Genomic DNA, 21,533 nt, shown 5'->3' on the forward strand with positions numbered 1-21,533 from the left:
CGCCCGGCGTAGTCACCGGACTTCACGACGTTCTCGACCGGTTCTCCACCGAGGCGAGAGCCCGGTGTGCACATGCTGCTGCTTCGTTGACCATTCACGCGCGGCCGGCTCGCCGGCCGGAAAGGAACACCGCCTTGATCACTCTGACTCCCCGCGACGGCGCGGCCCCGAGGGTCTTCGGTCCGGCCCCGCACGGCCAGGGCTCCCAGATCGCCCCGATCATGCTCCAGGAAGAGCTGTGGGAGCGGATGCGCGCGTTGCCCTACGTGTACATGTCCCCCACGCTGGTCTCCGTCCCGCACGCCCGTGCCCTCTTCCTGCCCGAGGGCGTCGGCTCGGGCCCCGCCGAGGCCTTCCAGCGCGGTAGGGAGTGGGCCCACATCCATCCCCACCACGACGGCTCGCTCCACCTCACCCTCCCGCCGGAGGCCGAGGAGGACGTCATCGCCGCGGGCTGGGGAGTTCACCACCCGGTCCAGGCGGTGACGCTCATCTACGGTCCCAGGACCGCGGAGGAGCTGGAGACGGTCTGGAAGATCGTCCAGCTGTCGTACCGGTACGCGGTCGGGGCGAAGTGAAGCACCGCCCCGTGAGTGCCGTGCAGCCCAGGCGGTAGAGCGGCGGGAAGAGCCCCAGTGGGCCTCACGGCCCACTGGCGCGGCCGCCAGCGCGAGAGCGGCCGCGCGGTGGTCACCGCGCGGCCGACCCGGTCAGGAGCGCGGCGAGACCAGCGCGACGGCCTCGATCTCCACCAGCTGATCGGGGAACGCGAGGTCGGTGACACCGAGGATGGTGTCGGTCGTGCGGTGGTTGCCGACGTACTCCTTGTGCAGCCGCGCGGCCGTGTCGAAGTTCTTGCGCAGGTCCTTGGTGTAGATCTTCATGCTGACGATCTGGCTGCGCGGGATCCGGTAGTGGGCCAGCACCTTGTCCAGGTTGGCGAACGACGTGCGCACCTGCGTCTCGAAGTCGCCGACACCCACCAGGTTCCCGGCCGCGTCATGCGACAGCTGCCCCGAGATGTAGACCGTGTCCCCGGCTCTGACGGCCTGCGAGTACCCGTAGGACTCCTCCCACGGCACCCCGAACCCGAAGTGGTCCCAGCCGCGCCGGGCCTGGTCCTGCGCGCTGGCTCCCTGCGGTCCCGCGACGGCGATCATCACGGCTACGAACGCGGCCACCACGGCGGTGATGCCGAACCTGCGCCCTGACTTGGTCATTTCCTTTGTCCTTTCGTTCCCAGTGGAGCCTGGCGCGATGACGTTTTCACGGCGCAAGGGAGAACTCCTCGAACGGGAATCGATTGACAATGGCGCTAGCCGACGCGGCCTTCGAGGCCGCTGACCTCGTGTGGGTGGCGGATCATGACGGGGAGGGTGCCTTCGTCGGCGAGCTCGGCGCCCCGGTCGATGATGGACTGGTTCGAGGTGTGGAGGTGGAAGCCGTATTTGCCCCACGCGAAGACGTCCGGTGAGTGGACGTGGACCTGGTAGGGGACCGGGACGAGGCCACGGCGCAGGAGTTCGCTGTTCAGTGCCTCCTGTCCCTCGTTCGCCGCGAACTGGCTCGTGCGGACCCAGCCGATGGGCCGGTCGGCGGGTCCGGGCGCCGGCGCCGCCAGGCCCAGGACGTCCAGCTGGTCCCGGATGGAGGGGAAGTGGCGGAGCGTCACCTGTTCCGGCAGGGCCCCGTCGAGACGGGTGCGGAGCTTGTCGAAGTGATCGCCTCCGAAGAGGAACACGATCGACCGGCCCTTCTGCCCGGCGGGCAACCGGTTCACGTGCTCCACGAGCTGCGCGATCACGGCGTCGTCACGGCCGGGGTCGCCGGAGGAGAGACCCGGGGTGTTCTCCACCACCATGTTGGGCGCCGGCGGAACGGGGCTGATGTCCCGTTCGACGACGAGGGTGACCTTGGGGTGTGAGGACAACCGCCGGATGATCTCGTCGCGACGGTCACTGTCGTACCGCGTGTGGTGGTGGGTCTCCGCCACGAAGACCACGAGCCGCTCGCCCGCGGGTGCGCCGTGCAGGGCGAGCGCGCTCACGTCCTCGATGTCCACCTTGATGATCCAGTTGGTGGGGTGGTCGATCGTCTGCTGGATGGGCATGCCCCTGCGCTCCTGTTCCTCGGATCCGGTGCGCTGACCACGACGCACAGGGGCCGGCCGCCGGCGCCCCCGCTCGCGCCGCCATCACTCTCCTGCGGCCCGGACCTTCCGGCAAGTGGAGGCGGGGGAGCGGCGGTTGCGCGCAGGGGGCGTGCGGTCCCGGAACGATCGGTCGGGCCCCGTCACGCGCCGATGCTCGACCGTGCCTCGGGGCCGTTGTCCCGTTCCACCGAACCGACCAGGTCCGCGATGGTGACCCTCGCAGTGACTCCCGCCAGGCCGCCTCGGCGCGGGTGGCCCCGATGGCGTGCTATTTTTGTGAGCGATCGTTCAACTACGGAGGTTCCGGTGGGACGCAAGCAGCTCTGGGACAGGGCCGAGGTACTGGCCTCCGCCATGCGGCTGTTCCGGCACCGCGGCTACTTCGGGGCCTCGGTGCGCGACATCGAGGAGGCGACCGGGTTGCATCCGGGCAGCCTCTACCGGGTCTTCGAGAGCAAGGACGGCCTGTTCTGCGCGGCACTGGACGCCTACAACGACCAGGTCGTACGGGGCCGCGTCCGGACCCATCTCCTGGAGCCGGAGGACCCTGTGGCGGGCATCCGGTCGTTCTTCACCTCCACGTTCGAGACCGGCCCCGGCCTCGATCCGGGGTGCCTGCTCACGAACACCGCCGTGGAGTCCTTCACCGTTCCGCAAGCCGCCGACGGGGTCCGCCGGGGGCTGGAGACGATCGAGTCGGGCTTCACCGAAGCCCTGACGCGGGCCCGCGCCATGGGCCTGCTGTCCGCGGATCTCGACGTCGAGGTGGCGGCAGCCCATCTGCTGGCGCTCTACCAGGGACTGCTGGTGCTCGTCCGGGCCGGCAGCCCCATCACAAAACTGCACACGATCACCGACGGCGCGATGGCGTCGATCGGCCCCGAGAAAGAGGGACAGCGATGAGTGACTCACAGCAGCTCTGGGAGAACTACGCGGCGTGCTGGTCGGCCGAACCCGGCGAGCGCCTTGCCGCACTCGGCACGGTCGCGGTCGAAGACGTCGCCTACCGGGACCCGGGCACGGAGGTCGCAAGCCTGACCGAACTGGCCGACTACATGGCCGGGTTCGCCGGAGCGTTCCCCGGCCACCGGTTCCGCATCGATGAGGTGCTCGAGCACCACGACCGGTCCCTCGCACGGTGGACCCAGGTCGGTGAGCAGGGCGAGCCGGCCATGGCGGGCGTGAGCACCGCGCTGCACCGCGACGGCCGGCTCGCCGACATCACCGGGTTCTTCCTCCCCGCGTGAGCGGATGACCCCGCCTCGCCGGGCATCCGGCCGACCAGCCGGCGCCGCTCGGTGAGGTCAGGACCGGGTTTCGACGGCCATCTCGCCCAGCAAGGACCAGTCGTCCTGCGGCAGCTTCATGTTCACGATGCGGGGCGTGGCCGCGAGGTGGCGCGGCAGGGTCCGCTGGGCCTCCTTGAAGTGCTCGGACTGTACGTGGGCTGCTCCCGCGTCGTCGTCGCGGAACGCTTCGACCAGGACGTACTCCGTCGGGTCGTCGACGCTCCGCGACCACTCGAAGGACAGACAGCCCGGTTCGGCGCGGGTCGCGGCGGTGAAGTCGGCTGTGATCTGGGGCCAACGGTCCGCGTACTCGGGCCGGACCGGGAACTTTGCGGTGATGAAGATCATGAGGTCCCCTCGGGTTCTGTTCTGTTCGGTTCCGTTCCGATTCTCCGTCGTCGGACGCCGTCGAAGGGCGAAGCACGACCTTCGGCGGTCCGGCTCTTCGTCTGATGTCCAAGCGACAGGGCATGCCGCCGTGCCCGCGCTCGCGCCGCCCTGCGAGTGCGATTGCGGTGGCGGGCAACCACTGGAGCACCGACGTGAGGGGACACCGGTTCCCGCCGCTGCCGGACGTGCGGCGGCACGGCTCGCCCGTCTTGAGGGTGCTTGCGGTGGGGGGGGCCGCCCCCCGGCCGGGGGGCCCCCCCCCCCCCGGGGGGGGCGGCAAACCCCCCCGGGGCCGGGCCCCCGGCCCCCCCGCGGGGGCCGGGGCCGCCGGCCCGGCCCGGGCCTGTTCGGGGGGGGGGGCGGGGCCGCCCCCCCCCCGCGGCCCCCCCCCCCCCCCCCGCCGCAGTGGTGACCGGCAAACCCTCAGCGGCTCCGGGCCCCTTGCCCGCGTCGGCGGCCTGGCACGCCGTCACCAGCAAGGCGGCGCCCACGAGGATGGCGGTGACGAGGAAGGCGGCAGCCGGAGCGTGGACTGCTACGCGAACAAGGGGCGGACCGGGTTCGGGGCCGCGCTGCGCGCCAGGACGACCTCGACCGGGGGCGCGGCAGTGCCGACGCGGTCACGACGGCCACCAGCCCCCGACGGGACATCGGGCGCGCCTGCACGGGGATGACGCCGGGCCGTGCCCACCCGGTCACCGGCCGGTGAAACCGGGTTCCGGCGCGGCGATGAATGTACGGGCAGCCGCAGGTCTATCTCTTGACGAAGACAACCGACCTCATCGGGAGTGAGCCATGGGCCTCATCCACATCGAGCTGTTCGCGACCCTCGACCTCGTCGGGCAGGCACCCGGCGGCCCCGACGAGGACCCTGTGGGGTTCCCGTTCGGCGGCTGGCAGGCGCCCCTGCTGGACGAGGTCGCCGGGGCACAGATCGCCGCCGCGTACGAAGGTACGGACGCCCTCCTCCTCGGCCGGCGGACGTACGACATCTTCGCCGCCTACTGGCCACACCAGGAGGGCGGCCAGGACAACGAGTTCGCCACGCTCTTCAACAGGGTCCCGAAGTACGTGGCCTCCCGCGGCCGCCCCGACCTCTCGTGGGCCGGGTCCACCCACCTCGGCCCGGACCTCGCCGACGCGGTGCGCGAGATCCGTGACCGCCACGAGCACGTGAAGGTCGTCGGGAGCCTGAACCTCGTGCAGACCCTCCTGCGCGAGAAGCTCTTCGACCGCCTCGACCTCTGGCTGCACCCCATCGTGCTCGGTGTCGGGAAGAAGGTGTTCGACGGTGGCGAGGTACCCACCAACGTCTCGCTTCTCGCACCCCCGGCGGCCAGCCCGAAGGGCACCGTGTACCTGCGCTACGGGCTCGCCGACGGCACCCCGGCGACGGGGGACATGAGCGCACCCGATCGCGGTGCCGAACAGGGCGGCTGAGGCCGCACCGCGGCCGTTATCCAACCGATCGCCGCGAGGTCGCCACCCTGCGGCCCGCGGCACCGGGCCGGGCAACGGTCGCCGGACGGTGAAACGTGCGGGCGATCGCACACCCACCCCCCGCGCGGTCATCCACCCGCTTCGGCGCCGGCCTCCCAGCGCAGCAGGTCACCCGGCTGGCACTCGAGCACCTCGCAGAGCGCGGCGAGGGTCGCGAAGCGCACCGCCTTGGCGCGGCCGTTCTTGAGTACCGCGAGGTTGGCGGGGGTGATCCCCACGCGGTCCGCGAGGTCACCCACGGACATCTTCCGCCTGGCGAGCATCACGTCGATGTCGACGACGATCGGCATCAGATCACCTCGTCCAGCTCGGCCTGCAGCTGCGCCGCTTCGACGTCGCGCGCGACGGCTTGGGCGAGCAGCATCCGCAGCACGAGCACGATGAGGGCGACCCCCAGGATGGCCAGGCCGATCCCGGCCATGATCACGGTGACGCCCGGGTCCTCCCGCTGACCCGGCGCATTGATGGCCGTGACGACGAACCACACGAGGGAAGCCGCCACGATCGCGCCGATCACGCCGTCCACGTAACGGAAGGCGGCGTGGGAGAACACGGTTCCGCGTCGCACCATCGTCACCAGCCGCCATACGCAGACCAGGGCGACCTGGGCCGACGCCATGCCCACGATGGTGACCAGCCGCAGCGGCGTCAGCGGGAGCGACCCGTCCTCCGGGTCGGTGGCCAACGCCCACACCATCAAGGCCTGTACGAACACGGTGCCGGCGAGCGCCACCGCGAGCACGGCGCGCAGCGCACCCACTGTCAGCTTTCCCATGGCCCATCCTTCCATCGAGTGGCGATGGAAATCTATCGAATCTCGATAGGTGAGGCAAGGTCCTGAGGGGAGTGCGCGGCGGGGTGCCTACGGGCCTCGGCCAGGTTCTGGAGGTCGTGGCGCTGGATCGCATGGCTGAGGCGCCGAAGACGGACAGCCCTGGGCTCCCCGGGTACCGTGCCGGAGGTGACCCGTGTCGGAGGAGACACGGAAGGTGGAGCCGACGATGCTGGACGGATGGACGCCAGCGATGCCAAGGCCGAGCGGCACGGGCAGACCGACCCCGGCCCCTCGGCGCAGACCGTCGGGGTGGAAGAACCGACGGTCGGGGTGGAAGAGGAGTTCTTCATCGTCGGGGCCGGCTCCCGGACCGTGGAGCCGGCCGCGGAGCGGCTCGTGGCACACGCCGCCACCACCCTGGGCGATGACGTCTCCCGCGAGTTCACCGATTTCCAGATCGAGACCAGGACACCGCCCTGCGCGTCGGTACGGCAGCTGTACCAGGAGCTGCTGCGCCTGCGCGCCGGCATTGCCCGAGCGGCCGCGGCGGAAGGGCTCAAGGTGTGCCCTTCGGGCACTCCCGTGCTGCGCCCGCCGGGGCCGGCGCCGATCGGCGCCCATCCGCGCTACCGGGCCGGCGCCGACCTGTTCAGGTCGATGATGGACGACTACGTCATCAACGCCCTCCACGTCCATGTCCACCTGCCCGACCGGGACCTTGCCGTATACGTCTCCAACTACCTGCGGCCCTGGTTGCCGCTGCTCGTGGAGATGAGCGCGAACTCTCCCTTCTGCGACGGCCGCGACACCGGCTACGCGAGTTGGCGCTCGGTCATCCGGCTCCGGTTCCCCGCCCTCGGGCCCCCGCCCTACGCGCGGTCGTTCGAGGACTACCGCCGGCAGGCCGCGGCCATGGCGGAGGCCGGTGGCATGTCGTTCGCGGACCTGCCGTTCTGGGACATCCGCCCCCACCCGCTTCTGCCCACCGTCGAGGTGCGCTGCATGGACGTTCCGGCGGATCCCGCGGACTCCGCCGCTCTGGCCGCGATCACCAGGGCCCTGGTGGTCACCGCCGCCCACACGGCGGGCCGCGGCGACGAGGCCCCGAACCCGTCCGCCGAGCTGCTGCGCTGTGCCTACTGGAACGCCACGCGTGACGGCTGGAGCGGCCACGGCCCCGACGCCCTGACCGGGCAGGTCCTGCCGGCACCGGCGCGCGGGGCCCGAATGCTGGAGCACATCCGCCCCGCGCTGGAGGAACGCGGCGACACGGAGACGGTCACGGCGTTCCTGCGGCGGCTGGCGAGCCGCGGGTCGGGTGCGCACCGCCAGCGAACCGCATCCCGCCTGCCGGGCGGCCTGTCCGCCGTAGTGGACGAGCTGACCGGGCCGCCCCCGCAATCAGCGCCGGGAGCGGACGCCGACAGGGCAGCCACACCGCGTTTCACCTGACCGGCGGGTTTGCGACGGCGCCGGGCCCCCACCCGTGTCAGCCTGGGATCTCCACGACACGCCACCACTGGTGCCCGCACGACCGGCGGAGGCCGAGCCGGGCCCGGTGGCTGCCCTGTGGCTGCCCTGTGGCTCAGGAGGACCCCGTGAAAGAAGCCCCCGCCCTGAACGACCGCCCGCGCACCAACGACGCCGTCACCGACGCCCTGCGCCGGGACGGCTACGCCCGCTACCGCGCCGCCGACCTGGACCTGGACGCGGCCGCGCGCAGCCGGGACCTGGCCGAGATCGAGGGCGTCTTCGCCACGCTCCCGCCCGACCCCTACGCCCCGCACACCAACCGGTTCCGCCGGTACTCCCACGCCGTGTACCTGCCGTGGACCGGGCAGCTGTTCTTCACGCCCGGCGCCCCCGACCCCACCCACGGCACGGTGACCGAGTACTGGCAGGACGACCACAACCCGGAGTTCCCGGACGTCCGGCGCCGTCTGCCCGACCTCCCGACCGCGCTGCACGGCAACGCCCTCCTGCAGTGCCTCATCCACACGGACCTCGCCCACGCCACGTGGCTGGACGATCTCCAACGCACCCCCGTCTACGTCGGCGTCCACCTGCTCAAGCTGGCCGTCCACGCCAGCGCCGAAACCGCCGTCTCCTCACCCAACAGCCTCCACCAGGACGGCGGATCACCGGCCACGTTCACCTTCGCCCACTTCATCGGCTCCACCAACATCCGCGGCGGCGAGAACGTCATCGCCACACCCGAGTCCGCCGGCCGCCAGCCCGACGACCTCCCCGACACCGCGGTGCACGCCCGCTTCACCCTCCACGACCCCCTCGACGGATACGCCGTCCACGACCACAGGGTCAGCCACTACGTCGGACCGGTGAGCCTGGGCGACGGCACCGGCCCGGGCGAGCGCCGCATCCTCATCATCGGCATCGCCCCGTACGGCCCCCGCCTCTGAAGGCGATTGCGCGAATCGGCATTTTATGGCCTCCTCAAGAGGCCGGTAGCGTCCGCTTCATGGAGTGGAGCTATCAGACGGCCGAGGAGTCGGCGGCCGCGATGCGTGCCGGTGAAGTGACTTCGGTGGAACTGACCGATGAGGCGATTGCCCGTATCGAGCGGGACGACAAGGAGATCAACGCGATCTGTGTGCGGGACTTCGACCGCGCGCGGGCCGCAGCGCGATGCGCCGACCAGGCCCGTGCCCGAGGCGAGGACCGGCCGCTGCTCGGCATCCCGATGACGGTCAAAGAGTCCTACAACATCGCCGGGCTGCCCACGACCTGGGGCATGCCGCACTACCGGGACCACGTGCCGGCCGAGGACGCGGTACAGGTGTCGCGGCTCAAGGCCGCCGGCGCGGTGGTGCTCGGCAAGACCAATGTGCCCATGGGGCTGCAAGACATCCAGAGCTTCAACGAGATCTACGGCACCACCAACAACCCGTGGGACCACGGCCGCACGGCGGGCGGATCCTCCGGCGGATCGGCGGCGGCCCTGGCGTGCGGATTCGGCGCGCTGTCCATCGGCTCCGACCTCGCCGGATCATTGCGCACCCCCGCGCACTTCTGCGGTGTCTACGCGCACAAGCCGACAATCGGACTGGCGGCCAGTCGCGGTATGGTCCCGCCTTCGGCACCGGCCCTGCCGGTCGAACTCGACTTCGCCGTCGTCGGTCCGATGGCGCGCACCGCCCGGGACCTCACGCTCCTGCTCGACGTGATGGCCGGACCGGACCCGTTGACGCTCGGCGTGGCGCACCACTTGCGGTTGCCGCCCGCGCGCCACGACCGGCTCCGCGACTTCCGGGTCCTGGTGCTCGACGAACATCCGCTCCTTCCCACCGGGTCGGCGGTGCGGGCGGGGGTGGACCGGGTCGCCGACGCCCTCGTCGACGGCGGAGCCCACGTCGAACGGCACAGTCCGCTGCTGCCCGATCTGACCGAATCCGGGACGCTCTACAGCCAGTTGCTGGTGTCGGGCTCCGTCGCACGCTTTCCCACCGAACCGTACGATCGGCTGCGGAGCCGCGCCGCCGAATTGAGCGCGGACGACCAGAGTCTCGACGCGGCACGGCTGCGCGCCATGGTGTTCAGTCACCGCGACTGGCTCCAGGCGAACGACCGCCGCGAACTGCACCGTCACGGCTGGCGGCAACTGTTCGCCGAGTTCGATGCCGTGGTGTGCCCCATCACGCCCACTCCCGCGTTCCCCCACGACCACGACCGCACTCCGCTGGAACGCCGCATCGGAATCGACGGCGTCGAGTACCCGTACTTCGACCAGCTCGTCTGGGCCGGGCTGGCCACCCTCCCCGGCCTGCCCGCCACCGCCATACCGGCGGGACGGGCCTCAGACGGCCTGCCCGTGGGAGTGCAGCTCATCGGCCCGATGTTCGAGGACCGCACTCCGCTGCGGCTGGCCGAACTGCTGGAACGGGAGATCGGCGGCTTCCGGGCACCGGAATAGGGGCGTACGACCGGGCGTCCTGAGGGGCGGTCCTCAACCGGCCGAGCGCGTCACCAGTTCGGCGATGCGTGTCTCCACTTCGGCGGTGACGTCGGTCAAGGCGAAGGCGGCGGGCCACGTGACGCCCTCGTCCAGGTGGGCCTGGTCGCTGAAGCCGAGCGTCACGTAACGTGCCTTGAACTTCTCCGCGCTCTGGGCCGGAACCGGGATGGGGACTCGGCCGGGATAGCGGCGGCCGGGACGTCTCAGGCCGGCAGGGCGGCCTCCAGTCGCGTCAGCTCTTCCGCGCTCAGCCTGAGGTCGGCGGCCCGGGCCGAGTCGGCGATGGAGGCCGGCCGGCTGGCTCCCGGTACCGGGATGACCGCCGGGGAGCGGGAGAGCAGCCAGGCCAGTGCGACCTGCTGCGGGCTGACGCCGTGCTCGGCCGCGACGCGGTGGAACGCGGTGCCGGCGGAGGTGGTGCCGGAGGGGCCGTCGAGCGAGCTGCGCGAGATGCCACCCAGCGGGCTCCAGGGCAGGAAGGCCAGTCCCAGCCGGGTGCTCAGCCGCAGCTCCGCCTCGCTGTCGCGGACGGCGGGCGAGTACTGGTTCTGTACGGAGACGAGTCCGTCGCCGAGGATCCCGTGCGCTTCGCGGATCTGGACCACGGTGACGTTGGAGATGCCGGCGGCCCGGATCGTGCCCGCGTCCAGCAGCTCGCGCAGCGCGCCGACGGACTCCGCCCACGGCACGGACGGGTCCGGCTTGTGCACCTGGTACAGGCCGATGGCCTCGACACCCAGGCGTTTCACGGAGGCTTCGGCGGCGCGCCTGAGGTGTTCCGGCCTCGCGTCGACGGTCCAACTGCCGTCACCGGGGCGGCCGCGGCCGCCCTTGGTGGCGACCAGGACACCGGAGGTATCACCGCCGTAGCGGGCCAGGGCGCGGGCGACGAGCAGTTCGTTGTGGCCCTCCTCGCCGGCGTGCCAGTGGTAGCTGTCGGCGGTGTCGATGAGCGTGATGCCGGCGTCCAGCGCGGCGTGGACGGTAGCGATGGCCCGCGTCTCGTCGGGGCGGTGCTCGATCGACAACGGCATGGCGCCGAGGCCGACGGCGCTGACGGTGGTGTCTGCGATGGTGCGGTACTGCATGGCGGCTCTGCTCCTCAGGCGGTGCGGGACGGTTCGGCGGTGAGTGCTTCCGCGACGGCGCCGGGCAGCCAGTCGCAGGTGTGGGAGAAGGTGAAGCCCAGTGCTTTGGCCCGGGTGTTGCTCATGGCGTAGTGGCGGTCGACGGAGAACGGTGACGCATCCTCGCCCGCCGGCACGCTCCGGCAGACCGGTGCCCGGCCGGCCTGCGCGGCGACGACCGCGGCGAGGTCGTGTACGTCGAGCCGGCCGTCCGAGCAGGCGTTCACCGCACCGGTGAAGCCGGCCGCCGCCGCCCACACGAGCAGCTCCGCCAGCTCCTGGTAGTGGATGAAGACCGTGGGCAGCGCGTTCGCGTGCACGGTGATCTCTTCGCCCCGGGTGATGCGCTCGACGTAGTGCGCGAGCCGCCCGGTGAACTCCCGCCCACCGCCGCCGAGCACATGGGCACTGCGCACGCCGGTGAACGCGAAGTTGTCGGCGCGGGTGAAGACGGCTTCCGCCTGGCGCTTGCCCTCGGCGTAGTGCGCCTCCAGGTATGCGTCGTCGTGCCAGGGCAGGTCCATGGCCACCGGCCAGGTGGCCGGGTCCACGTTCACCTCCGCCACCGGCGTGCCCGCCGGGACCGCGGGCAGCACGGCGGTCGCCGGATCGTAGACCTCGATCGTGGAGGTCATGACGTAGCGACGGGCGCGGCCCGCGAAGGCGCGTACCGCGATCGCGGCCTGCACGGGGGTGTAGCAGACCTGGTCGACGACCACGTCGAAGGTGCGGGTGCCGAGAGCGGCGATGAGAGCGGCCTCGTCATTGCGGTCGACGACGAGGTGCTCGACGCCGGCGGGCGGCCGGGTCGAGCCGCGGTTGATCACGGTGACCTCGTGGCCCGCGGCCCGCAGGCGCTCTACCAGGAGCTTTCCGAAGTACCGGCTTCCACCGATGACGCAGATCTTTTGCATGCCGCCATCCTGAACGTCTACCGTCACCAGCGGAACTGATCACCTGTTGATGACGTATTAAGGAAAACTGTTGATCGATGTGCAGCGGCTCCGCGTGCTGCGGGCGGTGGCCCAGCACGGCAGCTTCAACCGGGCGGCCACCGCGCTGCGCCTCACCCCCTCGGCCGTCTCCCAGCACGTGGCGGCCCTGGAGCGCAGCCTCGGCGCCCCGGTCGTCGCCCGGAGCACCCGCGGCGTCACCCTCACGCAAGCCGGCCACATCATGCTCGGCGCGGCCGAATCGGTCGCCGCCGAGCTCGAACACGCACAACAGCAGGTCGACCAGCTCACCACCGGCCGCACCCGGCTCACCATCGCCACCTTCACCAGCGGCGGCAGGCTCCTGCTCCCCGGTGCGCTCGCCCGGCTCACGGCGGCTCACCCCGGCACCGTGCTCCACATCAGGGAAGGTGAGCCCGAGACCGCCCTGCCTCTCGTCCGGCAGGGCGCCGTGGACCTCGCCCTCGCCTATCACTTCGACGGCCCCCTGCCCGTCGGACCGGGCCCCAGAACCGGCCTGGAGTGGACCCCCATCCTGGAAGACCCGCTGCACGTCGTCCTCCCGGAGGGACACCGGCTCGCCGGCAGCGAGGTGCTCGACCTCGCCGAGCTGGCAGCCGAGCCCTGGGTGCTCGGGTGTCTGAAAACCGAGGCGTACCTGCGCCGTTACGCCGAGCGCGCCGGCTTCGACCCCGAAGTGCGGGGCACCACCACCGACTACTTCTTCGCCCGCTCGCTCGTCGCGGCCGGCCTGGGGATCTCGCTGATCCCCTCCATTGCCCTCGATCCGGAGATCCCGGGCCTACGCACCGTTCCGGTCAAGCAGCCCGGGCCGAGCCGGCACATCGGCGTCGCCGCGATCGGCCGAATCGACCGGCCTCAGGTCACCACGCTCGTCCGAGCCCTTCGTGAGGAGGCGGTGCGGCAGGGCCTCGGGCGCTGATCCCGCCTCCCGCCTCCCGCCTCCCGCCTCCCGCGGCCACGCGAACGGCGCGGATGTTAGCTTCATGCCCGTGGCGGAACACCATGACGAGACCAGGACGGCCTACGACGGGGTCGTCGACCTCTACGCGTCGATGTTCGCTGATCGTCTGGAGACGCGGCCGTTCGCCCGGGCCATGGTGGGCACCTTCGCCGAGCTGGTGCGCGGGACGGGGAACCTGCGGACGGCCGACGTCGGATGCGGCCCCGGACATCTGACGGCGGTGCTGCACGACTTGGGGCTGGACGCCTTCGGGCTCGACCTCTCCCCGGGCATGGTCGGCCACGCCCGGCGGACCCATCCGCAGCTGTGGTTCGGCGAGGCGCGGATGGAGGCCTTGCCGGTCGGGGACCGCGCGCTCGGCGGCGTGCTGGCCCACTACTCGACGATCCATACCCCGCCCGCGCAACTGCCGGCGCTGCTCGCCGAGCAGGCGCGCGTCCTGGCACCCGGTGGTCTGCTCCTGGTCTCGTTCTTCGCGACCGACGGACCGGAGCCCGTCCGCTTCGACCACAAGGTGACGCCTGCGTACAGCTGGCCGGTGGACCGGTTCGCCGAGTTGCTCGCCGGGGCGGGCCTCGCACCCTTCGCCCGGCTGCTGCACGACCCGGCCTCCGAGCGGGGTTTCCTCGACGCCCATTTGCTGGCCAGCCTCCAGTAGGGCGTTCCCCCGCTCTTCGGCCGCGGGAACCACCGCACCGTCAAGGCCGCTGACCGGCGGAAAGTGCGGTGGGAGAGTGCGCTGCGGGGTGGCGTGCGGAGCCGTGTTCGGCCAGGTCCAGGAGGGTGTCCAGGTCGCGCGTCGCCTCCAAGGCGCACAGGGCGGTCGCCAGGAGCAGCGCGACGACCGAGGCGATCAGCGCGGTGCGGCCGCGCAGGGGCGGCGCGAGCAGGGCGGCGACCCGACGCGGTACCGGGCCGGGCTCCGTGGGTGCGAACCGGCCCAGGAGGCCGAGCGCGGCGGCCGGGAGCCGGCCGCGGGCCCGGGTGCGCTTCGCGGCCAGGGCCGCCTTGCCCACGGTGCGGGCCACCTGCCGGCGGTCGCCGACCGCGGTGGCGGCGCTCTCGTCGGCCCAGCGTTCGACCGTGTAGGACACGGTGGAGGCGAGCGACCGAAGCAGGGGGTTGGCGGCCGCCGCGAGCTGGGCGACCGCGACGAACAGGTAGTGATGGTGGGTCAGGTGGGCGCGCTCGTGGGCGAGGAGGACCTCGTGCTCGGCGGTGTCGAGGGCGTCGAGCATGCCGGTGGAGACCACGATGCGGCCCGGCAGCCCGGGAAGGGCGTACGCCTCGGCCGCCGGGTCGTCGACGACCACCAGTTGCTCGTGGCCCGGCATGCAGGCGGCCTCCGCAGCGGAGGCGGCCAGCGTGCGTACCCGGCGCCAGAGCATCACGGCCGCGGCGGTGGCAGTGGCGCCCAGCACGCCGCAGGCGAGGAGGCCGACGGACAGCGAGGCCGGGTCGTGGTGCTGGGCGACCTGCGGCGACCAGCGCCCGTCGGCCAGCCGCGCGAGCAGGGGGAAGCGGATCAGCGCGGTGATCGCGAGCACTCCGAGGGCAAGGCTGCTCGCCGCCGCCAGCACCACCGCGCCGACCGTCAGGAGCCAGGTGGCCAGGCGGGGCGGCAGCCGCGCACCCAGTGGCCGAGCGGCCAGGGCGGCCGGCAGCGGGAAGAGCAGGAGCAGGTATACGGCAAAACGCATCAGGGGAGCCTCAGTCACCGATGTCCAGGAGCTTGCGCAGCAGCTGCTCGTCGTCGTCGGAGAGGTCGTCGACGAACCGGGTCAGTACGGCCTCGCGGTCCGGTCGCCCCTCCAGCACCTTGCGCATCTCGTGGGCGGCGAGGCCGGATTCGTCGGCGATGGGGGCGTAGGCGAAGGCGCGCCCCCTGGGGCTGCGCTTGAGCAGGCCCTTGGCGTACAGCCGGGACAGGGCGGTGACGACGGTGCTGTACGAGAGTTCGCCGCCGAGGGCGTCCTTGACCTCGCCCGGGCTCAAGGCCTCGGGCGCGGCGTGGTGGAGCGCGTCGAGGACTTCGGCCTCCAGCTCGCCTTTGCCGCGGCCGCGCCTGGGCGGCGTGGGTTCGTGCACGGACACGGTCGGCCTCCTCCTGCGCCGTCTTCTGCGTTCACGTAGGTGTTCTACGTTGCCGTAGAAGCTGCTCCCGGAGTCTGCCATGCGTGACGGTTACCGTGCTGGTCCGGTGCTGGTCCGGTGCTGGTCCGGTGCCGGTCCTGGCGGCCGGGCGGCGGGGCGGCGGCGCGGCTTCCGCACTGCGCGCGGCCTCCATGTCGTGTCCGCACACACAGGTTTTGTGTTCCCGCACTCATCTTCTACAGTCACGTAGAACTTCTGCGGTAGCGCAAAGGCTCCCGAGGAACTGCTGGCCCGCTACTACGACGACCACCACGGCAAAGCCGTTGCGCTGGCGAAAGAGATGGACCCCTATGAGTGCTATCAGCGTCGGACAGGCCGCCGTCCTCGGAGTCGTGGAGGGGGTGACCGAATTCCTGCCCGTCTCCTCGACCGGCCACCTCAAGATTACCGAGGGGCTGATGGGCATTCCCGTCGATGACACCTCCGTAGTCGGTTTCACCGCCGTGATCCAGGTCGGCGCGATCGCCGCGGTCCTCGTCTACTTCTTCAAGGACATCGTGCGGATCGTCTCCGCCTGGGGCCGCGGCCTGGTCGACCGTGAGGAGCGCTACCACCACGACTACAAGTTCGCCTGGTGGGTCATCTACGCCACCATCCCGATCGTCGTCGTCGGCCTGGCGGCCAAGCCGCTGATCGAGGGCCCCCTCGCCTCCCTGTGGGTCGTCGCGGGGTCGCTCCTCGTCGGGTCCGGCCTGATGTGGGCGGCCGACCAGATGGGCCGCCACAAGCGCGGGGAGGACGACACGGGTCTCAAGGACGCCATGCTGGTCGGCTGTTCCCAGATCCTCGCCCTGCTCTTCCCGGGGTTCTCCCGCTCCGGCGCCACCATGTCCACCGCCCTCATCCTCGACCTCGACCGCGTGGCGGCCACCCGCCTCTCCTTCTTCCTCGGCATCCCGGCCCTGACCGGCGCAGGCCTGTACGAACTCAAGGACGCCGTCGGCGCGGGAGTCGATCCTCTGCCGCTCGTCGTGGGCACCGCCGTCTCCTTCGTCGTCGCCTACGCCTCGATCGCCTGGCTGTTGAAGTTCGTCGCCAGGCACTCCTTCAACGCCTTCGTGCTGTACCGGATCGTCGTCGGTGTCCTGCTGTTCGCACTGCTCGGCACGGGCGTGCTCACCGCCTGACCGCCTGACCGACCGCCCGAAGGCGGCCGGCCGGGCGGGGCCGGTTCAGGCGGATCCGGCGGTGGGCTCGGTAGCGTAGCGGCTCATGACCTGCAGGGCGGCCCGGGGTGTCAGCGGCCTGCCGTCGGCGGCCAAGCCCTGGAGGTCGCGGAAGTACTGCACGTACTGAGCGGGAGTGAACGTGCTGAGCATGACAGCGGGTTGGGCGGCCGGGTTGGCGAAGGTGTGCGGTGCGCCGGGCGGGACCACCACGAGCGTGCCCGCGGTCGCGTCGTGGTCCTCGTCCCCGACGGTGAACCGCACCGTGCCGGAGACGACGTAGAAACCCTCGTCGTGGAGGGCATGGCGGTGCTGCGGTGGTCCGGGGGTGTGCGGGGCGAGCACGGACTCCGTCATTCCCAGACGGTGCCCGGTGTGGCTGCCGTCTTCGAGGACGCGCAGGCGCGTGGTGCCCAGGACGATCGTCTCGCCGTCGTCGGGGCCGACCACCGATACGGTCGGGGCGGCCTGCGGTTCACTGGTCTTCGCTCCGTCGGTCATGCCCCCAGTGCAGCGCCAGGGTCCTGCGGGTGTCCAAGACTTGTTGAGCCGACCGGATACCGTGACGGTATCGTCGCAGCGTGGAGCTACGTAGCCTGCGCTACGTCCTGGCGGTCGCCGAGGAACTCCACTTCGGCCGGGCGGCCGTTCGGCTGCACATGAGCCAGCCGCCGCTGAGCCGGGCGATCAAACAGCTGGAGACGGAGATCGGCAGCCCGCTCTTCGTCCGCTCTCCTGCCGGCGTCACGCTCACGCCCGTGGGGGTGGTACTGCTCGACGAAGCACGAGCCCTGCTCGAACAGGCCGACCGCGTCCGCGCCCGCGTGACCGCTGCGGCCGGCGCCGCCACCCTCACCATCGGCATCCTGGGTGACAGCACCGACCCCGCCATCACCAGCCTGGCAGCCGTCTTCCGGCAACAGCATCCCGGCGTCGACATCCGCATCCGCGACGCGGACCTGATCGACCCGACCTGCGGGCTGCGAGCCGGACTGGTCGACGTCGCCCTGACGCGTGCGCCGTTCGACGACACCGCCCTGACGGTGCGCGAGCTGCGCACCGATCCGGTCGGCGCGGTACTGCGCGCCGACGATCCGCTGGCCGGTCGCGACCACCTGAGGGTGGCCGACCTGGCCGACCGCCGTTGGTTCCAGTTCCCGCAGGGCACCGACCCGGCCTGGCGGTCGTACTGGAACGGCGGCGAACCGCGCGAGGGCCCGGTGGTACGCGTCGTCCAGGAATGCCTGCAAGCCGTGCTGTGGAACAGCACGGTCGGCCTGGCCCCGCTCGTACACGGCCTGCCCGAGAACCTGGCCGTGGTTCCGCTGGTCGACATGGCGCCGAGCCGCGTGGTCGCGGTATGGAACGCCGGTGACACCAACCCGTTGCTCCGCTCGTTCGTCGAGATCGCGACGGCGGTGTACCGCCGTTGAGTTCCTCGCCACGCGCTCCCCGGACCGTGCTCGACGCAAGGACGTGCCGGGGCGTTCTCAGGCGGTGAGTGCCGCGCGGAGCCGCGCCAGCGTCAGCCGGGCCGCTGGGGAACGCTGATCCGGGCGGATGGCCAGTCCGAGGCAGGCGTGCGTCGCGGCGTCGGAGATGGGCACGGCGCTGACGCCGTCCGTGACACCCGAGGACGGGCTCAGGACGGCGACCCCGGCGCCGCGTTGGGCGAGGCCGAGCAGGGTCTGCGGTGAGCTGGCTTCGATGTCCACGCGCGGCTCGATCCCCAGCCGGAGGCACGACCGCGCGTAAGCCTCCCGGATACCCGTGCCCTGCGGCAGGCACAGCACCTTCTCGCCCTCCAGGTCGGCGAGCCGCACCGACCGACGGGCCAGACGGTGTCCCTCAGGCACCACGGCGGCGACCGGTTCATCGAGGATCACGCCGACGTCCAGCTCGGGCTCGGTCGGGCCGGCGAACGCGATCAGAGCCAGGTCGAGGGAGCGCGTGAGCACCTGAGTGCGAAGGGCACGGGAGTCGTCCTCGTGCAGGCTCAGGACGATCTCGGGGTGGGACTTCCCGATCCCGGCCACGGCATCGAGAAGGCCGGGGATCGCGCAGCCCGCGATCATGCCGAGACGGACCCTGCCCCGGGTGGCCTGCGCGAATTCCGACGCCGTGTGCTCGATGCTGTCGAGCGTCTCAAGTGCCTCCCGTGCGAGGGGCAGGACCGCTTCGCCCGCGGCCGTCAGCTGGACTCGGCGGCCCGAGCGCTCCAGAAGCTGTTGCCCCAGCTCTCGTTCGAGTTTGCCGACCTGTGTGCTGATGCCGGACTGACTCACGTGCAGACGGGCCGCCGCGGCCGTGAACGTGCCCTCATCGACCACCGCCGCGAGGTAGCGCAGCTGATGCAGTTCCATAAACAATGATGATACTTGTCATCTTCATCATCTGTTGGACGGATGGATGACCGTTCCGCCACGATGGACGCATGAACACTCCGGAACAGATCTCCAAGCAATACTTCACCGCCTGGGAGGCGGGCGACTTCGACACCCTGTCCGGTCTCCTGGCAGACGATGTCGACTTCGTCGGAACACTCGGCCGCGCGGCCGGCAAGGAGGAGTGCCTCCGCGGCCTGCGCGGGATGAGCCGGATCGTGGAGCGGATCGAGGTGCAGGCGAGGGTGGCGGACGGCACGGACGTGATCACCTGGTTCAACCTGCACACCACCGTCGCCCCGCCGACCCCGACGGCGAACTGGAGCCATGTGGAGGACGGGAAGATCACCCGCATCCGGGTGACTTTCGACCCCCGTGCGATCCTCGCCGAACGAAACGACTGACCCCGTCCTCCCCGCCGTCCGCGGCGTCCGCGCGCGCCGCGGGGCTCAGTCCCGAGGTGCGCGGGGACGGCGGGGACGGCGGCGGGACATGCGGGAAGGGTGTCCGGACGGGGCCGAGGGGGACAGGGCGAACGTCACGGAGATGTGCGCGCCTCCCAGTGCGCTGCGGGACACCTCCATCGAGCCGCCCGCGACGGTCGCGGCCCGCCGCGCGATGTCCAGCCCCAGTCCGCTGGAACCGCTGCTGCTCCCGCGGGACAGGGCGCGGTCCGGTTCCGGGATGCCCGGGCCGCCGTCCTCCACGACCAGCCGTACGGCGTGGACCGTACGTACGACGTGGACGGCGAACGGCGTGCCGGGGGCGGTGTGGCGAAAGACGTTCCCTATGAGCGCGTCCACGACGGCCGCGAGGTCGTCGTCGGAGAGGCTGACGGCCGTGGGTTCCCGGGTCACGTCCAGCGAGCAGGACCGGTTCTGCTGCTCGGCCAGGACCGACCAGAAAGCAGTGCGCCGGCGGACCACCTCGGCCGCCTCGCAGCGGGGACCGGACACCCCTGAGGGGGTGGGGGTGGCGGATGACGGGTCCCCGGCGAACATGCCCCGGCCCATCGGCCCCACGGCGAGCGGGGTGCGCGCCGCGGCGATGATGGCCTGGAGTTCCGTCTCCAGCTCGCCGACCGCCGCCTCAACCCTTGCCGACTCCGGCGTGCCGACCATGCGTTCCGACGCCAGGTGCAGGGCGGTCAGCGGGGTGCGCAGCCGGTGGGACAGGTCCGCGACGAGTTCGCGTTCCACAGCGAGCAGTTCGGTCATGCGGTGGGCCATCGCGTTGAAGGCCACCCCGGCGTCGCGCAGTTCCGCCGGTCCCATCGGCTCCACCCGGCTGTCCAGGTCACCCTGGCCGAGTGCGCGCGACGCCTGCGCGAGCCGCTTCGACGACGTGACCACCTTCGTGCCGAGGCGGTCGGCGACCAGCACCGAACCGCCGACCAGTCCCACGGCCAGGAACAGCATGACCGCCCAGGACTCCTTGACCCCGTGGGTCAGTTCCGCCTGGGGAACGAAGTCCTCGACGACGGCCACCCGGTCGCCCGGGAGCACCACCGGCTGCAGACAGATCCAGCCGCCCGGGATCGCCTGGGAGATGGACTCCCGCCCGCGCTGCGCCCGTTCGAGCAGGGCCCTGGGGGCCTTGGAGCTGCCGAGGGGGCCGGAACCCGGCAGATGGACGACGAGGCGGTCGGCCGCGTCGAGGCTTGCGGTGGATTCCCGTAGCGCGGCCGGATCCGTGGTCAGGGTCAGGACCGGCGCCAGGGCGGCGGCGCGCTGTTCGGCCGCGGTGACGGCCTGCTCCTTGACGAGCGACATCACCAGGGCGGCGAGCGGTATGAGGAAGGAGAGGGCGACCATGGAGGTCACGGCGAGCGCTACTCCGGCGAGTGAGCGCCTCAACGCGGTGCCACCAGCTTGATGCCGACGCCGCGGACGGTCAGCAGGTAACGCGGGGCCGTCGCGCGTTCGCCGAGCTTGCGCCGCAAGGACGACAGGTGCACGTCGACGGTCTGGTCGTCCACGTACGGCTCGCGCCAGACCTCGTTCAACAGCCGGCGTTTGGAGACGACCAGACCGCGGTGGTGGGCGAGGTACGCCAGCAGGTCGAATTCCCGGCGGGTGAGGCGCAGCTCCCGGCCGGCGAGGTGTGCGGTGCGGGCGCCCGGGTCCACCGCCAGTTCGCCCACCAGGACGGGGCGCGGTGGACCGGCCGCGGGGGCCGCGGGGGCGCCCGCCGGACCCGCGGCGGTGGCAAGCTGTCCCGTCCGCCGCAGCACGGCGGACAGGCGTGCGATGAGCTGTCCCCCGGAGAAGGGCTTCACCAGGTAGTCGTCGGCGCCCGCGTTGAGGAGGGCGATGATCTCGGTCTCGTCGTCCCGGGCGGTGGCCACCAGCACGGGGACGGAGGATATGCCCCGGATCATGCGCAGCGCGTCCGCCCCGTCCAGGTCGGGCAGGCCCAGGTCGAGCACCACGGCGTCGACGCGCGACTGGGTGACCTCCCGCAAGGCGCCGAACCCGTCGGCCGTGCTGCGGACGGCGTACCCGTGCTCCGCCAGGACTTCGATGAGTGACTGGCGGATGCTGGGGTCGTCTTCCACGACCAGGACGCTCGGCATGGGGACACCTTAGGGGCTCGGCCGGAGGGGCTCGCGGGCGGCGGACCCGGAAACCGGGTCGCGGCCGCGCTGTCCTCTGGGGGGCGTCGAACGCCGCACCGTTGCCGTGA

At 71.6% G+C, this 21,533-nt stretch carries 26 protein-coding genes; 12 read left to right on the top strand and 14 right to left on the bottom strand.

All coding sequences use genetic code 11. The features are described 5' to 3' along the window. The first annotated feature begins 134 nt into the window (after nt 1-134). Nucleotides 135-578, top strand: a complete 444-nt coding sequence (locus ACIA6C_RS18430; protein WP_361126786.1) for a luciferase family protein — start codon at nt 135-137, stop codon at nt 576-578. A gap of 132 nt (nt 579-710) precedes the next feature. On the opposite strand, the gene ACIA6C_RS18435 is transcribed toward ACIA6C_RS18430, so the two are convergent. Both ACIA6C_RS18435 and ACIA6C_RS18440 read right to left on the bottom strand, forming a co-directional pair. Continuing rightward, nucleotides 711-1,220, bottom strand: coding sequence for a RidA family protein (locus tag ACIA6C_RS18435; RefSeq protein WP_361126789.1), 510 nt, complete (start codon nt 1,218-1,220; stop codon nt 711-713). A 95-nt stretch (nt 1,221-1,315) separates the two neighbouring features. After that, on the bottom strand, nt 1,316-2,110 hold the full coding sequence (locus ACIA6C_RS18440; RefSeq protein ID WP_399277040.1) for a hypothetical protein: 795 nt from the start codon (nt 2,108-2,110) through the stop codon (nt 1,316-1,318). Between the two features lie 348 nt (nt 2,111-2,458). Here ACIA6C_RS18440 and ACIA6C_RS18445 point away from each other — a divergent pair, with 348 nt between their 5' ends. Beyond that, a complete protein-coding gene (locus ACIA6C_RS18445) occupies nt 2,459-3,055 on the top strand; it encodes a TetR/AcrR family transcriptional regulator (protein ID WP_399277042.1) in 597 nt (198 codons plus the stop codon). Further along, nucleotides 3,052-3,399: a nuclear transport factor 2 family protein gene (locus ACIA6C_RS18450; protein ID WP_399277044.1), complete on the top strand. Its 348-nt coding sequence runs from the start codon at nt 3,052-3,054 to the stop codon at nt 3,397-3,399. Before ACIA6C_RS18445 ends, ACIA6C_RS18450 begins: the two co-directional genes overlap by 4 nt. A gap of 57 nt (nt 3,400-3,456) precedes the next feature. On the opposite strand, the gene ACIA6C_RS18455 is transcribed toward ACIA6C_RS18450, so the two are convergent. Then, on the bottom strand, nt 3,457-3,789 hold the full coding sequence (locus tag ACIA6C_RS18455; protein WP_399277046.1) for a putative quinol monooxygenase: 333 nt from the start codon (nt 3,787-3,789) through the stop codon (nt 3,457-3,459). Between the two features lie 837 nt (nt 3,790-4,626). Between ACIA6C_RS18455 and ACIA6C_RS18460 the strand changes: the two genes are divergently transcribed. Continuing rightward, nucleotides 4,627-5,271, top strand: a complete 645-nt coding sequence (locus tag ACIA6C_RS18460; RefSeq protein ID WP_399277048.1) for a dihydrofolate reductase family protein — start codon at nt 4,627-4,629, stop codon at nt 5,269-5,271. Between the two features lie 128 nt (nt 5,272-5,399). On the opposite strand, the gene ACIA6C_RS18465 is transcribed toward ACIA6C_RS18460, so the two are convergent. Together ACIA6C_RS18465 and ACIA6C_RS18470 are read right to left on the bottom strand one after the other, a co-directional pair. Beyond that, nucleotides 5,400-5,621 carry a helix-turn-helix domain-containing protein gene (locus tag ACIA6C_RS18465; protein WP_399277050.1) on the bottom strand — a complete coding sequence of 74 codons (222 nt, stop codon included), beginning with the start codon at nt 5,619-5,621 and terminating at the stop codon, nt 5,400-5,402. After that, nucleotides 5,621-6,106 (bottom strand): DUF2975 domain-containing protein, encoded by a 486-nt coding sequence (locus tag ACIA6C_RS18470; protein ID WP_399277052.1) that lies wholly within the window; start codon nt 6,104-6,106, stop codon nt 5,621-5,623. The genes ACIA6C_RS18465 and ACIA6C_RS18470 overlap by 1 nt, the downstream gene beginning before the upstream one ends. A 237-nt stretch (nt 6,107-6,343) precedes the next feature. On the opposite strand from ACIA6C_RS18470, the gene ACIA6C_RS18475 reads away from it, so the two are divergent. The 3 genes from ACIA6C_RS18475 (at nt 6,344) to ACIA6C_RS18485 (ending at nt 10,037) form a co-directional block, all read left to right on the top strand. Next, nucleotides 6,344-7,558 carry a YbdK family carboxylate-amine ligase gene (locus ACIA6C_RS18475; RefSeq protein ID WP_399277054.1) on the top strand — a complete coding sequence of 405 codons (1,215 nt, stop codon included), beginning with the start codon at nt 6,344-6,346 and terminating at the stop codon, nt 7,556-7,558. 146 nt (nt 7,559-7,704) lie between these two features. After that, nucleotides 7,705-8,526 carry a 2OG-Fe dioxygenase family protein gene (locus ACIA6C_RS18480; RefSeq protein WP_399277056.1) on the top strand — a complete coding sequence of 274 codons (822 nt, stop codon included), beginning with the start codon at nt 7,705-7,707 and terminating at the stop codon, nt 8,524-8,526. A gap of 59 nt (nt 8,527-8,585) precedes the next feature. Then, on the top strand, nt 8,586-10,037 hold the full coding sequence (locus tag ACIA6C_RS18485) for an amidase (protein ID WP_399277058.1): 1,452 nt from the start codon (nt 8,586-8,588) through the stop codon (nt 10,035-10,037). 33 nt (nt 10,038-10,070) lie between these two features. Here ACIA6C_RS18485 and ACIA6C_RS18490 read toward each other — a convergent pair whose 3' ends face one another. From ACIA6C_RS18490 to ACIA6C_RS18500, 3 genes are all read right to left on the bottom strand, one after another. Then, nucleotides 10,071-10,202: a hypothetical protein gene (locus ACIA6C_RS18490; RefSeq protein WP_399277060.1), complete on the bottom strand. Its 132-nt coding sequence runs from the start codon at nt 10,200-10,202 to the stop codon at nt 10,071-10,073. Between the two features lie 80 nt (nt 10,203-10,282). Then, a complete protein-coding gene (locus ACIA6C_RS18495) occupies nt 10,283-11,167 on the bottom strand; it encodes an aldo/keto reductase (protein WP_399277062.1) in 885 nt (294 codons plus the stop codon). A gap of 14 nt (nt 11,168-11,181) precedes the next feature. Beyond that, nucleotides 11,182-12,120 carry an NAD-dependent epimerase/dehydratase family protein gene (locus ACIA6C_RS18500; RefSeq protein WP_399277064.1) on the bottom strand — a complete coding sequence of 313 codons (939 nt, stop codon included), beginning with the start codon at nt 12,118-12,120 and terminating at the stop codon, nt 11,182-11,184. A 70-nt stretch (nt 12,121-12,190) separates the two neighbouring features. On the opposite strand from ACIA6C_RS18500, the gene ACIA6C_RS18505 reads away from it, so the two are divergent. Then, a complete protein-coding gene (locus ACIA6C_RS18505; protein ID WP_399277066.1) occupies nt 12,191-13,102 on the top strand; it encodes a LysR family transcriptional regulator in 912 nt (303 codons plus the stop codon). Nucleotides 13,103-13,172: 70 nt separating this feature from the next. Continuing rightward, nucleotides 13,173-13,802 (top strand): class I SAM-dependent methyltransferase, encoded by a 630-nt coding sequence (locus tag ACIA6C_RS18510; protein WP_399277068.1) that lies wholly within the window; start codon nt 13,173-13,175, stop codon nt 13,800-13,802. 40 nt (nt 13,803-13,842) lie between these two features. Here the strand turns inward: ACIA6C_RS18510 and ACIA6C_RS18515 are convergent, their stop codons facing one another. Further along, nucleotides 13,843-14,844: a M56 family metallopeptidase gene (locus tag ACIA6C_RS18515; RefSeq protein WP_399277070.1), complete on the bottom strand. Its 1,002-nt coding sequence runs from the start codon at nt 14,842-14,844 to the stop codon at nt 13,843-13,845. 10 nt (nt 14,845-14,854) lie between these two features. Next, the gene (locus ACIA6C_RS18520; RefSeq protein ID WP_361126840.1) at nt 14,855-15,238 is read right to left on the bottom strand and encodes a BlaI/MecI/CopY family transcriptional regulator; all 384 of its coding nucleotides are present in this window, start codon (nt 15,236-15,238) and stop codon (nt 14,855-14,857) included. 350 nt (nt 15,239-15,588) lie between these two features. Between ACIA6C_RS18520 and ACIA6C_RS18525 the strand changes: the two genes are divergently transcribed. Then, complete coding sequence (locus ACIA6C_RS18525; RefSeq protein ID WP_399277075.1) at nt 15,589-16,425, top strand: undecaprenyl-diphosphate phosphatase; 837 nt, start codon at nt 15,589-15,591, stop codon at nt 16,423-16,425. A gap of 45 nt (nt 16,426-16,470) precedes the next feature. Here ACIA6C_RS18525 and ACIA6C_RS18530 read toward each other — a convergent pair whose 3' ends face one another. After that, nucleotides 16,471-16,965 (bottom strand): cupin domain-containing protein, encoded by a 495-nt coding sequence (locus tag ACIA6C_RS18530; protein ID WP_399277077.1) that lies wholly within the window; start codon nt 16,963-16,965, stop codon nt 16,471-16,473. Between the two features lie 80 nt (nt 16,966-17,045). Here ACIA6C_RS18530 and ACIA6C_RS18535 point away from each other — a divergent pair, with 80 nt between their 5' ends. Further along, nucleotides 17,046-17,897 carry a LysR family transcriptional regulator gene (locus ACIA6C_RS18535; protein WP_399277079.1) on the top strand — a complete coding sequence of 284 codons (852 nt, stop codon included), beginning with the start codon at nt 17,046-17,048 and terminating at the stop codon, nt 17,895-17,897. A 57-nt stretch (nt 17,898-17,954) separates the two neighbouring features. On the opposite strand, the gene ACIA6C_RS18540 is transcribed toward ACIA6C_RS18535, so the two are convergent. Then, entirely contained in the window at nt 17,955-18,827 is an 873-nt protein-coding gene (locus ACIA6C_RS18540; protein ID WP_399277081.1) for a LysR family transcriptional regulator, read from the bottom strand. 71 nt (nt 18,828-18,898) lie between these two features. Here ACIA6C_RS18540 and ACIA6C_RS18545 point away from each other — a divergent pair, with 71 nt between their 5' ends. Beyond that, nucleotides 18,899-19,252: a nuclear transport factor 2 family protein gene (locus tag ACIA6C_RS18545; protein WP_399277083.1), complete on the top strand. Its 354-nt coding sequence runs from the start codon at nt 18,899-18,901 to the stop codon at nt 19,250-19,252. A gap of 45 nt (nt 19,253-19,297) precedes the next feature. On the opposite strand, the gene ACIA6C_RS18550 is transcribed toward ACIA6C_RS18545, so the two are convergent. After that, nucleotides 19,298-20,704 carry an ATP-binding protein gene (locus ACIA6C_RS18550; protein ID WP_399277085.1) on the bottom strand — a complete coding sequence of 469 codons (1,407 nt, stop codon included), beginning with the start codon at nt 20,702-20,704 and terminating at the stop codon, nt 19,298-19,300. Then, nucleotides 20,701-21,423 carry a response regulator transcription factor gene (locus ACIA6C_RS18555; RefSeq protein ID WP_399277087.1) on the bottom strand — a complete coding sequence of 241 codons (723 nt, stop codon included), beginning with the start codon at nt 21,421-21,423 and terminating at the stop codon, nt 20,701-20,703. Before ACIA6C_RS18555 ends, ACIA6C_RS18550 begins: the two co-directional genes overlap by 4 nt. Nucleotides 21,424-21,533: the final 110 nt, after the last annotated feature.

The sequence above is a fragment of the Streptomyces sp. NPDC051578 genome, from assembly GCF_044454045.1.
GTDB lineage: Bacteria > Actinomycetota > Actinomycetes > Streptomycetales > Streptomycetaceae > Streptomyces.